Annotated in this window: 12 protein-coding genes; 9 read left to right on the forward strand and 3 right to left on the reverse strand. The window is 62.5% G+C overall.

The features are described from left to right. Window positions 1-54: 54 nt before the first annotated feature. The 5 genes from J5278_RS22705 to J5278_RS22725 all read left to right on the forward strand — a co-directional run bounded on the left by J5278_RS22705 (window position 55) and on the right by J5278_RS22725 (window position 4701). Window positions 55-1002 carry an ABC transporter permease gene (locus J5278_RS22705; protein WP_142832199.1) on the forward strand — a complete coding sequence of 316 codons (948 nt, stop codon included), beginning with the start codon at window positions 55-57 and terminating at the stop codon, window positions 1000-1002. Window position 1003: 1 nt separating this feature from the next. Next, on the forward strand, window positions 1004-1849 hold the full coding sequence (locus J5278_RS22710) for an ABC transporter permease (protein WP_142832200.1): 846 nt from the start codon (window positions 1004-1006) through the stop codon (window positions 1847-1849). A gap of 185 nt (window positions 1850-2034) precedes the next feature. Continuing rightward, window positions 2035-2853 (forward strand): ABC transporter ATP-binding protein, encoded by an 819-nt coding sequence (locus tag J5278_RS22715; protein WP_142832201.1) that lies wholly within the window; start codon window positions 2035-2037, stop codon window positions 2851-2853. Beyond that, window positions 2850-3620: an ABC transporter permease gene (locus J5278_RS22720; protein ID WP_142832202.1), complete on the forward strand. Its 771-nt coding sequence runs from the start codon at window positions 2850-2852 to the stop codon at window positions 3618-3620. Before J5278_RS22715 ends, J5278_RS22720 begins: the two co-directional genes overlap by 4 nt. 49 nt (window positions 3621-3669) lie before the next feature. Further along, entirely contained in the window at window positions 3670-4701 is a 1032-nt protein-coding gene (locus J5278_RS22725) for an ABC transporter substrate-binding protein (protein ID WP_219258388.1), read from the forward strand. A gap of 87 nt (window positions 4702-4788) precedes the next feature. Here J5278_RS22725 and J5278_RS22730 read toward each other — a convergent pair whose 3' ends face one another. Then, complete coding sequence (locus tag J5278_RS22730) at window positions 4789-6951, reverse strand: malate synthase G (RefSeq protein ID WP_219258391.1); 2163 nt, start codon at window positions 6949-6951, stop codon at window positions 4789-4791. 110 nt (window positions 6952-7061) lie between these two features. Further along, on the reverse strand, window positions 7062-7958 hold the full coding sequence (locus tag J5278_RS22735) for a LysR family transcriptional regulator (RefSeq protein ID WP_219258392.1): 897 nt from the start codon (window positions 7956-7958) through the stop codon (window positions 7062-7064). 180 nt (window positions 7959-8138) lie between these two features. Between J5278_RS22735 and J5278_RS22740 the strand changes: the two genes are divergently transcribed. The 4 genes from J5278_RS22740 (at window position 8139) to J5278_RS22755 (ending at window position 12847) form a co-directional block, all read left to right on the forward strand. Next, complete coding sequence (locus tag J5278_RS22740; protein ID WP_219258394.1) at window positions 8139-9578, forward strand: FAD-linked oxidase C-terminal domain-containing protein; 1440 nt, start codon at window positions 8139-8141, stop codon at window positions 9576-9578. Then, the gene (locus J5278_RS22745; RefSeq protein WP_219258395.1) at window positions 9575-10771 is read left to right on the forward strand and encodes an FAD-binding protein; all 1197 of its coding nucleotides are present in this window, start codon (window positions 9575-9577) and stop codon (window positions 10769-10771) included. The genes J5278_RS22740 and J5278_RS22745 overlap by 4 nt, the downstream gene beginning before the upstream one ends. Before the next feature lie 31 nt (window positions 10772-10802). Beyond that, on the forward strand, window positions 10803-12146 hold the full coding sequence (gene glcF, locus J5278_RS22750; RefSeq protein WP_219258397.1) for a glycolate oxidase subunit GlcF: 1344 nt from the start codon (window positions 10803-10805) through the stop codon (window positions 12144-12146). 161 nt (window positions 12147-12307) lie between these two features. Then, a complete protein-coding gene (locus J5278_RS22755) occupies window positions 12308-12847 on the forward strand; it encodes an RES family NAD+ phosphorylase (RefSeq protein WP_257623412.1) in 540 nt (179 codons plus the stop codon). A 442-nt stretch (window positions 12848-13289) separates the two neighbouring features. On the opposite strand, the gene J5278_RS22760 is transcribed toward J5278_RS22755, so the two are convergent. Beyond that, a complete protein-coding gene (locus J5278_RS22760; RefSeq protein ID WP_142832233.1) occupies window positions 13290-13709 on the reverse strand; it encodes a heme-binding protein in 420 nt (139 codons plus the stop codon). Between the last annotated feature and the right edge of the window lie 37 nt (window positions 13710-13746).

A 13746-nucleotide genomic window follows, 5' to 3' on the forward strand; every position in this document is an offset into this window, starting at 1 on the left:
GGGGCTAGATGGCACACCGTTGCTCGCCCGCTCACGCCGACCGGGAGTGACCGCTTGATCGCACTCATTGCGCGGCGCCTTGCCGGCCTCCTCGCGACCCTGATGATTGTCTCGCTGCTGCTCTTCACCGTGGTCGACCTCATGCCGGGCGACCAGGCCTCGATCATGCTCGGCACCTCTGCCTCGCCGCAAACCCTTGCCTCGCTGCGCCACCAGCTTGGCCTCGACCAGCCTCTGCCGCTGCGCTACGGCCATTGGCTGGCCGGCGTTGCAACGGGGGATCTTGGCCAGTCCTCGACCTACGCTGTCCCCGTCGCCGGCCTCATCGTCGAACGGCTGGCCGTCACGCTGCCGCTGGCGCTTGGTGCCGTCCTCATCTCCATGGCCATCGCCATTCCGCTCGGCGCGCTCGCCGCATCGCGCCGGGGTGGGCTGTTCGATTGGATCGCCTCTGTTATCGCCGAGGTCAGCATCGCCGTACCTGCCTTCTGGGTGGCGCTGTTGCTGATCATGCTGTTTTCCACCACGCTCGGGCTGATGCCGTCGGGCGGCTTTCCCGGCTGGAGCGGCGGCTTCTGGCCTGCCGTCAAGGCACTGCTGATGCCGGCCGTTGCCCTGGCGCTGCCGCAGGCGGGGGTGCTAACCCGCGTCACCAGAGCAGCTGTGGTCGATACCACGCACGAGGACTTCACCCGCACGGCAAAGGCAAAGGGCCTCTCCGACAGCGCCGTGCTCTGGCGACATTCCGTGCCGAATGCGATGATCCCCATCCTGACGGTGCTCGGGTTGCAGTTCACCTTCCTGGTGGCGGGTGCCGTTCTCGTCGAAAACGTCTTCAACCTGCCGGGCCTCGGAAGGCTGGCGTTACAGGCTCTATCGCAACGCGACGTCATCGTGCTGCAGGATGTCGTGCTGTTCTTTGCAACGCTCGTGATCGTCATGAACTTCCTCGTTGACCTCTCCTATCTGGCGATCGATCCTCGCCTACAAAAAGGAGGTTGAGATGGTGGCCGCCTTTTTGCCGGACACAGGCCCCTCCCGCCGGCGAAAAGCTCTCGTTGCCGGCGCCACCCTTGTTGTGCTGCTGATTGCGGTGGCGCTCTTGTCGCTTGCCTGGACACCGGCGTTGCCAGCCAAAATGCAGATCGCCCACAAGCTGCAGCCGCCACTCGCCTTTGGCCTGCTCGGCACGGACCAGTTCGGACGCGACGTGCTGTCGATGCTGATGGTCGGCTGCTGGAACTCCCTGTCGATCGCCATCGTCTCGGTCGCCATCGGCGGCACGCTCGGCTCTATCATCGGCATTACCTCGGCGGCCCTGCGCGGCGCCTTCGAATTCGTGACGATGCGGGTGTGCGACGTGGTCTTCGCCCTGCCGCCGATCCTGTCGGCGATGCTGCTCGGGGCTTTTCTCGGACCCGGTCGTTTGACAGCGATCCTGGCGATCGCCACCTTCATGATCCCGGTCTTTGCCCGCGTCAGCATGGCAAGCGCCCTGCAGGCCTGGAGCCGGGATTACGTTCTCGCCGCCCACGCGCTCGGCAATACCCGCCTGTCCATCTCCCTCCGGCACGTGCTGCCGAATATCGCCAGCCAGATCATCGTCCAGGTAACCATCCAGCTGGGCCTTGCGATCCTGACCGAGGCAGGGCTCAGTTTCCTGGGGCTGGGACTTTCCCCGCCGGCTCCGACGTGGGGGCGGATGCTGGCCGACGCGCAGACCTATCTGGCGCTGGCCCCATGGCTTGCCATCCTGCCCGGCCTTGCCATCGCCCTATCTGTAGTCGGCTTCAACATGCTCGGCGACGGCCTGCGCGACCTGCTCGATCCACGCAACGCAAGCCGCTGATGCACGAGAAAGCGCCTTTCTTCTGCCTCGCTACCACGGGATAGAGCTGACATAATTTGCCAACAATGTCTCGGCTATGGTCCGCCGACGAGCTTGACGGCAGAATGGGGCTTTGATTTCATGAAGCAAATACGCGCACCAAGTTCCTGGAACGCTAAGCGGCAGTCGAAAAAGGAACGCATGGCATGACGTCAGGGACCCCGAGGGCGGTCAGTCTGAAGAACGTGGCGATTTCGTTTGGCCACATCGGGAAGAAGCAATACCAAGCCGTCGCTCCGACCAATCTCGATATCGATGAACATGAATTCCTGGCCATCGTCGGACCGACGGGATGCGGCAAGTCCACGCTTCTCAACGCTGTGGCCGGCCTTCTCGCGCCTGCCTCGGGATCGGTGGAGATATTCGGAAAACCACTGAAGGGCCTGAACCGCGAAGCAGGCTATCTCTTCCAGCAAGATGCCCTTATGCCATGGAAGACGGTTCTCGAAAACGTCGCGATCGGCCTGGAGGTTGCAGGTATGTCCTCGAGCGACGCCCGGCGAATGTCGCTCGAATGGCTGGAGCGCGTCGGGCTCGGTGCTTTCGCCGACCGCTTCCCGGCAACACTCTCCGGCGGCCAGCGCAAGCGCACCGGCCTGGCGCAGGTCCTGATCCGCAACCCGAAGATCCTGCTGATGGACGAGCCCTTCGGCCCGCTCGATGCCCAGACACGCCAGATCATGGGAGATCTGCTGCTGAGACTCTGGTCTGAGGATCGCAAGGCTGTCCTGTTTGTCACCCACGATCTGGATGAGGCGATTGCTCTTGCCGACAGGGTGTTGATCATGTCGGCCGGCCCACGGTCGCGGATTATCGGTGATTTCAGGGTGCCGCTCGCCCGCCCGCGCGAGATTGCCGATATCCGCCACGACGCGACGTTCAATGAGCTTCATCGCGAGATTTGGGAGGCGCTGCGCGACGAGGTCATGACTGCCTACCGGCAGACGAGCGGGGCTGGCCGATGAACCGCGTGCTTCTCTTCTCCCTGCGTGTGCTGGTCGCCGCCCTCATCCTGGCGACCTGGCACGTGGCAACCACCACAACGCTGTTCGGAAACCCAAAAACCATGGCATTTTTCTTCGCAGATCCATGGAAAGTGTTGTTGCGCATAGTTGACTGGTTTGCGAGCGGCTCGATCTGGTACCATCTCTGGATCACCCTATCGGAAGCCACGCTTGCCTTTCTGCTCGGCTCTTTCGGCGGTGTTTTTCTGGGCTTCTGGTTTGCCCGACAACCGATGCTCGCTGCGGTCTTCGATCCCTATGTCAAGGCTGCGAACGCCTTGCCCCGCGTCGTGCTGGCGCCGATTTTCGCATTATGGTTCGGTCTCGGCATCTGGTCCAAGGTGGCGCTTGGCTTCACCCTGGTGTTCTTCATCGTGTTTTTTAACGTCTACCAGGGTGTCAAGGAGGTGAGCCAGCCTATCCTCGCCAATGCCCGAATGCTCGGCATGAACGAACGGCAATTGCTTCGCCACGTCTACCTGCCCTCCGCCCTATCATGGATGTTCTCCAGCCTGCACACCTCGGTGGGCTTCGCAGTGGTTGGCGCAGTTGTCGGTGAATATCTCGGTTCATCCGCCGGTCTTGGATATCTGATCCAACAGGCCGAGGGGGTGTTCGACGTGACCGGCGTCTTTGCCGGCATGTTCGTGCTGATGGCGTTCGTCTTGATCGTCGACGGTCTGGTGACTGTCGTCGAACGCCGGCTTTTGGCCTGGCGGGGCCAATAAGTTCAATTTCCGCCTACCGCTGTAGCGAAACCGAAACCAAGGAGCAGACATGAAACGCAGGACTTTTCTGATCGGAACGACGGGTGCGATATTCGGCGCATCTCTCAACGGCATCCCGTCGGCGATGGCACAGGACGCCAAGCCTGAAAAGACCGACGTGTCTATCGGAGTGGGCGGCAAGCCCCTGTTGTACTACCTGCCGCTGACAATCGCGGAACGCAAAGGCTTCTTCAAGGAGGAGGGCCTGAACGTCACGATCAATGATTTTTCGGGTGGTTCGAAGTCACTCGAAGGTCTGGTCGGCGGTTCGCTCGATATTGTCGCTGGTGCCTACGAGCACACGATCCGCATGCAGACCAAGGGACAGGATATCGTCGGGATATGCAATCTCGGCCGCTTCCCCGGTATCGTCATTGCCGTGCGCAAGGATCTCGCCGGCGAGATCAAGTCTATGGCCGACATGAAGGGGCGCAAGGTCGGCATCACCGCGCCCGGCTCCTCGACAGCGCTGATGTTCCAGTACGCGATGCTGAAGAGCGGATTGAAGGCCGACGATGCCTCGCTGATCGGGATCGGCGGAGGTGCAGCCGCACTCGCAGCCTTCAAGAGCGGTCAGATCGATGCCCTATCGCATGTCGATCCTGTCATCGCGCAGCTGCAATACGACAACGACATCGCCATTCTCCTCGATACGCGCACAGAGGCCGGCACCCGGTCCCTCTTCGGCGGCCCTAATCCAGCTGCGACGGTCTATATCAAGAAGGAGTTCACTGTCGCCAATCCGGTGACCACGCAGCGCACCGTCAACGCATTCATGAAGGCGTTGAAGTGGATTGGGCAGGCCAGCCCCGAGGATGTGGCCAGCGTGGTGCCAACGGAATACCAGCTGGGTAACCGCGATCTGTACATGCAGGCGTTCAAGAACTCGAAAGAGATGTACTCGCTGGATGGTCTGGTCACCAGGGAAGGCTACGACTCGATGATGGGCGTGCTGAAGACGCTCGATCCAGGACTTGCCAATGCCGATGTTCCCTTCAGCAAGACCTTCGATCCGACGTTTGCCAAAGCGGCGAAGACTTGACCGGCCCGGAGATCATGGAACGTTAGCCTGACGTGAATGCCAGAGTGGAGCAGAAACCTACCGCCCACTCTGGCAACAGCTATGGGATCACGCAGCTTTCAGCGCGATCCGCCGGCGGTGCAGGACAGGCTCGGTGTAGCCGTTGGGCTGATTGCGGCCTTCGAGCACCAGTTCAAGCGCCGCCTGGAACGCGATGGAGGCATCGTAGTCCTTTGCCATCGGCCGGTAGAGCGGATCGCCTGCATTCTGACGATCGACGACTTCAGCCATCCGCCGCATGGTCTCAATGATCTGGCTCTCGCTCACCACCTTGTGGTGCAGCCAGTTGGCCATGTGCTGGGCGGAGATGCGCAGCGTCGCGCGATCTTCCATCAGGCCGACATTGTTGATGTCGGGCACCTTCGAGCAGCCGATGCCCTGGTCGACCCAGCGCACGACATAGCCGAGGATGCCTTGAGCATTGTTGTCGAGCTCGTGCTGGATTTCCTCCGGCGTCCAGTTCGGCCTGACGGCGACCGGAACGGAAAGAATATCGGACAGCTTGGCTCGGGCGCGGTCCTTTAGCCCTTGCTGGACGGTTGCGACATTGACGCGATGGTAATGCGTGGCATGCAGGGTGGCGGCTGTCGGCGATGGCACCCAGGCTGTGTTGGCGCCGGCCTTGGGATGGGCGATCTTCTGCTCCAGCATCGCCGCCATCAGCTCCGGCATGGCCCACATGCCCTTGCCGATCTGCGCATGGCCGGACAGGCCGCAGGCAAGGCCGATATCGACATTCCAGTTCTCGTAAGCGGCGATCCAGGCGGCCTGCTTCATGTCGCCCTTGCGGATCATCGGGCCTACTTCCATCGAGGTGTGGATCTCGTCGCCGGTGCGGTCGAGGAAGCCTGTGTTGATGAACACCACGCGCTCCCGGGCAGCGCGAATACACTCCTTCAGATTGATGGTGGTGCGGCGCTCCTCGTCCATGATGCCCATTTTGATGGTGTTGCGGGGCATGCCGAGCACGTCCTCGACGCGCGAGAAGATCTCGGCTGCGAAGGCCACTTCTTCCGGCCCGTGCATCTTCGGCTTGACGACGTACATGGAATCCTCGCGCGAATTCTGGTGCCGTCCGTTGGGGCCGATGTCGTGAAGGGCGATCAGCGCTGTGATGGCGGCATCCATGATGCCCTCCGGCACCTCGTGCCCGTCGCGGTCGAGAATAGCCGGATTGGTCATGAGGTGGCCGACATTGCGGATCAGCATCAGCGAGCGGGCGTGCACGAGGACGCCTGTTCCATCCGGCGCCGTGTAGGAGACATCCGGGTTGAGGTGCCGCGTGAAGGTCTTGCCGCCCTTTTCCACCTCTTCCGTGAGATCGCCCTTCATCAGCCCAAGCCAGTTGCGGTAGACAGCCGTCTTGTCCTCGGCGTCGACTGCGGCGATAGAATCTTCGCAATCCATGATCGTGGTGATCGCCGATTCCAGCCGGACATCGGAGATGTGGCCGGCGTCGCTCTTGCCGATCGCCGTCGTCGCATCGATGACTATCTCGATATGGATGCCGTTGTTCTTCAAAAGCAGATGGGTCGGCGCGGCGCTGTCGCCGAGATAGCCGGCAAACTGCGCAGCGCTGGTCAGCTCAACCGGCTTTCCAATAGCCGCAGTAACGTCGAGCTTTCCGTCGACGACGGCGAACCCCGTAACATCCTTCCAGCTGGCACCGGAGAGCGGCACGGCCGTATCGAGGAAGTCGCGGACCCAGGCGATCACCTTGGCACCGCGCGTTGGATTGTAGCCCTTACCCTTGTCAGCCCCGTCGCTCTCCGGGATGGCATCGGTGCCGTAGAGAGCATCGTAGAGCGAGCCCCAGCGGGCGTTGGCAGCATTCAGCGCATAGCGTGCGTTCATGACCGGCACGACCAGCTGCGGCCCGGCGATGGTGGCGATCTCAGCGTCGACGTGGGCGGTGGAGACGGTGAAATCCGGACCTTCCGGGAGCAAGTAGCCGATCTCGCGCAGGAAAGCCTGGTAGGCCTCCATATCAGTGGGCGCGCCGTTCTTGCGATACCAGTCATCGATCTGAAGCTGCAGTTCGTCGCGGCGGGCAAGCAGTGCCCGGTTCTTCGGGGCAAGGTCATGGACGATAGCCGAAAAGCCGGCAAAGAACGCATCGGCCGCAACGCTTGAGCCGGGCAAGGCCTCGTCGACCAGGAAATCGTGCAGCGCTGCATCGATCTGCAGTCCGTTCTTGTCAATACGCTTCATGTCGCTCGCTCCTGAAATTCGCATGGAGCGTAGTTAGCGGCGACGAACTCACCTAGTCAATTCGGCGATAGTGAATAACATTTATGCCATCTGAGAAATAACGGCCTGGGCTAAAGCTCCCAGTAGGGGACGGGGCCATAGAGGTCGGCGAGAAAGTCGATGAACAGGCGCACCTTGGACGGAAGATGCTGGCGGCTGGGGTAGACGGCTGAAAGCGCCACATTCTGCGATCCCTCGAACTGCGGCAGGACCTGCACGAGCCTGCCCTGCTTCAGCTCGGGACCGACATCCCATGTCGAGCGCAGGGCAATGCCCAGGCCGGCGATCACCGCCTCGCGGATCACCTCGCTGGAGTTGGTATTGAGCATGCCCTCGGGCCTCAGCGTCACATGCCCGCTTGGCCCCTCGAGCCGCCAGGCATCGTTGTTATGGGCGGGAATGCAGGTATGGCGGTCGAGATCGTCGATATTGGATGGCGCGCCGTGTTCGGCGATGTAGGCCGGCGAGGCGCACAGCACTCGCCGCACCGGTGCCAGCCGGCGTGCTACGAGGCTGGAATCGATCAGCTCCGCGATGCGGATGGCAACATCGAAACCGCCACCGACGATATCCGTCATCTCGTCGGTCAGGACGAGGTTGATCGCCAGATTGGGGTGTCGGGCCATGAAGACCTTCAGGTTCGGCGCGACATGCATGCGGCCGAAGGAGGTCGGCGCCGAAATCTTGAGGATGCCCTGTGTTTCCGCAGAACGACCGGCGATGTAGGACTCGGCATCCTCCAGCCCCGCCAGGATTGCGAGCCCCCGGTCGTAGAAGCCCTGGCCTATCTCCGTCAGCGACAGCTGCCGCGTTGTCCGCTGCAGCAGCCGCGTTCCAAGCTGGTCTTCCAGCCGTTTGATGCGTTTCGAAACCACTGCCGGCGAAAGCCCATGCGCGCGCCCGGCATCGGACATGCTGCCGCTCGAGACGACTGCAATGAAGATCTGAAGGTCATTGAGATTGATCATCCGGAGATCCCCGTCCTATCCTGTTCGTGCCCCGACGAGCCGGAATTTCCGGGCGTGCCAGGGCTTCTTCGATAGGACATTTGTTCCGGCTTTGCAAAAGTCCTTTGCACTATTCACCGCTTGGCAAGAATGCCGGATATGCTAGACATGAAGCTTCTGGGTGTCGCTGAGGAGGGCGCCATGACTGATGCGATCGAGTTCCTGACGCTGCGACCGTATGTACTGGCCCGACGCGCGGAGATCGTTGCCGACCTCGTCGGTCTCCTGCCGCCGGAGTGCCTCATCCACGAGCCGCGCGAACTCATGCCGTTCGAGACGGACGCCTTCGTTTCCTACAGGCGCATGCCGCTGGCCGTGGCTTTGCCGCGCACGACTGACGATGTGGCCGTCGTGCTCGGCTACTGCCACCGAAACGGTATCCCGGTCGTGCCGCGCGGCGCGGGCACCTCGCTCTCCGGCGGGGCCATTCCGCAGGAAGACGCCGTCGTCATCGGCCTGTCGAAGATGAACACCATCCTCGATATCGATTTTGACAACCGCACCGCCACCGTTCAAGCCGGCGTCACCAATCTCAGCATTTCCGAACGCGTCTCCGGCGACGGCTTCTTCTACGCCCCGGACCCGAGCTCGCAACTCGCCTGCACCATCGGCGGCAATATCGCCATGAATTCCGGCGGCGCGCACTGTCTGAAATACGGCGTGACGACCAACAACCTGCTCGGCGTCACCATGGTGCTCGTCGATGGCACCGTCATCACACTCGGCGGCAAGGCGCTCGATGCGTCCGGCTACGATCTCCTCGGCCTCGTCTGCGGCTCTGAAGGCCAGCTCGGCATCGTCACCGAGGCGACGGTGCGGCTGATCGCCAAGCCTGAGGGAGCCCGCCCGGTGCTTTTCGGCTTCGACACGTCGGAGCATGCAGGCGCCTGCGTTTCCGAGGTCATCGCGTCAGGCATCATCCCCGTTGCCATGGAATTCATGGACAAACAGGCGATCGAGATCTGCGAGGCCTTTGCCCATGCCGGCTATCCGCTCGATGTGGGCGCGCTGCTGATCGTCGAGGTCGAGGGATCGGAGGCAGAGATGGACCTGATGCTGAAGAGCATCGTCGAGATCGCCGGCCGGCACCAGGTGAAGACCGTCCGCGAATGCCAGTCGGCCACAGAGGCGGCACTGATCTGGAAGGGCCGTAAATCGGCTTTCGGCGCCACCGGACGCATTGCCGACTATATCTGCATGGACGGCACGGTGCCACTCAGCCAGTTGTCCTACGTGCTGCAGAAGACCGGCGAGATCGTTGCGCGTTACGGCCTGCGGGTCGCCAACGTCTTCCATGCCGGAGATGGCAACATGCATCCGCTGATCCTGTTCAATGCCAACGACCCGAAGGAATCCGCCGACGCCGAGGCGGCCGGCATGGACATCCTGAGGCTCTGCGTCGATGCAGGCGGCTGTCTGACCGGCGAGCACGGGGTCGGCATCGAGAAACGCGACCTTATGCGGCATCAATATGCCGAGGTCGACCTCGCCCAGATGATGGCAGCCCGCAGCGCCTTCGACGAAGGCTGGCTTCTCAACCCCTCCAAGGTCTTCCCCCTCGATGGACGCGCCGCCCGATGACGCTGATCCCGACCACGGAAGAGGAAGCGGCCACTATCATCCGCGATCACGCCTCCAAAGGCCACGCGCTGTCGATCGTTGGCGGCAACAGTCGCGCCGGTTTCGGCAATGCAGTTTCCAGCCATTCGGAGCTGACGTCGCGCGGAATGACGGGCATCGTCGCCTATAATCCCGGCGAGATGGTAATGACGGCGCGTGCAGGCACGCCAGTCGAGGAAATCGAGGCGGCGCTGGCGGCCAGCCACCAGATGATGGCCTTCGAGCCCATGAACCATTCTCCCCTGATGGCAACTTCCGGGGTTCCGACCATCGGCGGCATTTTCGCCGCCAATGCGTCCGGCCCGCGTCGCATCCTCGCAGGGGCTGCCCGCGACAGCCTGCTCGGCGTGCGTTTCGTCAACGGTCGCGGCGAGATCGTCAAGGCGGGCGGGCGGGTGATGAAGAATGTCACCGGGCTGGATCTTCCCAAACTGATGGCCGGGTCGCACGGCACGCTTGGCCTGCTCACCGAGGTCACTTTCCGCGTACCGCCGAGCCCCAAGACGGAGCAGACGCTCGTGATCTCCGATCTTACGGATGAAGCTGCGACCAAGGCGATGGCCGCCGCCATGGCGCTGTCGGTAGAGGTATCGGGTGCCGCGCACCTGCCGGTCACGGTCGCCTCGACATTCGCGCCCGCCGCCTGGTCCGCTCATTCCGCCATGGTCCTGCGCATCGAAGGTCTTGCCGCATCGGTTGACGTGCGGATGGAGAAACTCAGTCGCGCCATGGCAGGCATCGGCCCCGTCGGCCAGCTGCCGGATGCCGAAAGCAAAGCCGTGTGGCGCGCGATACGCGATGTCGTGCCCTTTGCCGACGGCACGATGCGGCCGGTCTGGCGTGTCTCCGTCGCCCCCGGCGCCGGCCATCGGCTGGTCGCCGCCCTTAGGCAGGAGGCCGGAGTCGATGCCTTCTACGACTGGCAGGGCGGCCTTGTATGGCTGCGGATGGAAGCCGAGCCGGATGGCGCCGTGCTGCGCCGTCACATCGCCAATGCCGGCGGCGGTCACGCGACATTGCTGCGCGCCACGCCGGACGCCCGCGCGCAAAACGACGCCTTCGAGCCGCAACAGCCAGCGGTGGCGCTTCTCTCGGCGCGTATCAAACAGAAATTCGATCCGGCAGGCATATTCAATCCAGGGAAGATGGGATGAGCGGTGACGTTCCCCATCAGCGAAAGATCCGATGCAGACCAATTTCACCGCCGAACAGCTGACCGATCCGAGCGTTGCTTTTTCGGAGCAGATCCTGCGAAAATGCGTCCATTGCGGCTTCTGCACCGCCACCTGTCCGACCTATGTGACGCTCGGCAACGAGCTCGATAGCCCGCGCGGCAGGATCTACCTGATCAAGGACATGCTGGAAAACGGCAGGGCCGCCGACGCCGAAGTGGTGACCCACATCGACCGCTGCCTGTCGTGCCTTGCCTGCGTCACCACCTGTCCGTCCGGTGTCGACTATACCCACCTCATCGACCACGCCCGCGCCCATATCGAGGAAACCTACAAGCGGCCGCTGATGGACCGCATGATCCGCAATCTGCTGGCATCGGTCCTGCCTTACCCCCGCCGCTTCCGGCTGGCGCTCGGTCTCGCCAGGCTGGGGCGGCCGTTTGCCTCGCTGCTTCGGCGCGTGCCGGCGCTGCTGCCTTTTGCAACGATGCTCGACCTCGCACCCCGCGCCATCCCGCCGTCCTCGCCATTCGCAAAACCCGGCACCCATGTCCCGAAGGCTGAAAAGCGCGGCCGCGTGGCGATCCTGACGGGATGTGCGCAACCGGTGCTCGATCCGGCGATCAACGCGGCGACGATCCGGCTGCTGACGCGGCTCGGCGTCGAGGTCGTGGTACCAGCCGGCGAGGTATGCTGCGGCTCGCTTGTCCACCATATGGGCCGCGAGCATCAGGCGCTGGTGCAGGCGCGCGCCAATGTCGACGTCTGGGTCGGCGAAATCGACCGGGGTGGCCTCGATGCCATCATCATCACCGCCTCCGGCTGCGGCACGACGATCAAGGACTACGGCCATATGCTGCGGCTCGACCCGGCCTACGCAGAAAAGGCCGCCCGGGTCTCGGCGCTGGCCAAGGACATCACCGAATATCTGTCAGGGCTGGATCTCCCGCGACAGCAGCCAAAGGGCATCGCCGTCGCCTATCATTCCGCCTGCTCGATGCAGCATGGCCAGAAGATCACCACCGCGCCGAAGCTGCTGCTGAAAGCTGCTGGCTTTACCGTGAAGGATCCCGCCGAAGGTCATCTCTGCTGCGGCTCGGCCGGTACCTACAACATCATGCAGCCCGTCATTTCCGGCCAGCTCAAGGCCCGCAAGGTGCGCAATCTCGAAGCCACCCGCGCCGATATCATCGCCACCGGCAACATCGGCTGCATCACCCAGATCGCCACCGGCACCGCAACCCCGATCCTGCACACGATAGAACTGCTGGACTGGGCCTATGGCGGCGATGTCCCGCAAAAGCTGCAGGGGTTGGCTGGACTGGGAGATCAGGTTCAATGGCCGCTTTCGCCATAGGTTTAGGGCGCAATCGCGTGAAAGGTCAAACGCGAGGACCAACAGCAGGGCCATTTTGGATCACATGGCATATATTGGGCGCTTCTACGCGCGTCACTCGACCGTCTTAATCTCGGGATAATCCATCGTTTTGCCGTCAGTTGGCTAAAATGAGTAACTGCATGATCGAGATCCAAGGTCCCTTTAGGAAGATTTCCGGACGCTTCTTCCGTTCTGTTTTGTTGGATCGTGTTGACCACGTGCTGGAACCTCCCATTGGGACGCATGCAGGTCGTTATCACCGGCACGGAGAGCCAACACTTTATACGAGCGCGACCTTCGAATGGGCCGTTATGGCGATAGCCGGATATATGCGTCAGGACGGTCGGCCACGCGTCGTTGTCCCGCTTCGCGCCGGCGAAGCTCTTGTGCTCGATCAACATGACGAGAATGCTTGCAGTCAGCTTGGTATCGATCGAGAATTGTCAAATGAGTCCTGGCAAATTGCGTTGTCGGAGGGTCGGGAGCCACCCTCCTGGCACAACGCAGACATAGCCCGGCGCGCCGGCGCCGATGGAATTATCGACAGATCGCGCCTTATCCCGGGCGGGTGGCACCTCAATCTGTTCCGCTGGAATCAACTCGGCGGCCCCACTGTTGACGTCTGTGGTCCGCCGGTGCCTATTGAGCTCACTGCCGATGGAGCCGTTTGGGGTCTTTGATCACAAGCGGATGCCCCGTCGATGTCCTCGACCCGCCGCTAGGGCCTGAGAGCGATCATTCGCCTTTCGGCAAAGATAAACTCAGTCTGCGCAAGGTGCCGCGCCGCCTTTTCCGCCCTTGCCAGCAGCGGTACCTTTGCCTGCTTTCCCGTCCTTGCCATTTCGTCCGGAGACACCGCACCTGATCCCGATGTGCGCCGACTGATCCCAGGACGCAGCGGCGGACGTGCTCGCGGCACCTTGCTTTGGCGGTCGTGGAACTACTTTGACCTCGTCAGCAGCGGCGATACCCCAACTTACGAGAAATAATGCCGAGACAGCTACGAACGTCATCCGGCGCGAATTGGAAGCATACATGTCGCAAACTTTTCGCCATCGGTCGTGCACCGCGTGACGGCGGTCTGCGTTAGCAGGTCTTTCAGCTGCTAACGCCAGCAAATCCTCAGACCGGATCTGCGCCGATGGCGGCAAGCGCGGCGCGGGCGACTTCGAAATCCTGGTCGCCGCTGCCGGAACCGATGCCGATGGCGCCTGCAAGCTTGCCGGCGAAACGGATCGGCAGTCCGCCCGGCAGGTGGGTGACGCCGCCCTGGGAGGCGATGCCGGCGGCGGCCCCGAATTCAAAAGCCATACCGCCCGTCGGCGCGTTGATCGACGCCGCGGTGCGGGCCTTGGCGCGGGCGGTGTGCATGCTGAGATATTTGGCGCCGTCCATGCGCAGGCTGGCGATCGTCTCGCCGCTGGCATCGACGATGTGGATGCACTGGGGCACGCCCATCGCAACGGCCTTGTCGACTGCGGCCGATACGGCCTGCAACGCGCCGGCATGGCTGAGGGTCAGGGTTTCGCGTGTGAATGTCATGTCTCTTACCTCGATTTCGAAGGAATGACCGATCGCA

Source organism: Rhizobium sp. B21/90, from assembly GCF_019355815.1.
In the GTDB taxonomy this organism is placed as follows: domain Bacteria; phylum Pseudomonadota; class Alphaproteobacteria; order Rhizobiales; family Rhizobiaceae; genus Rhizobium; species Rhizobium rhododendri.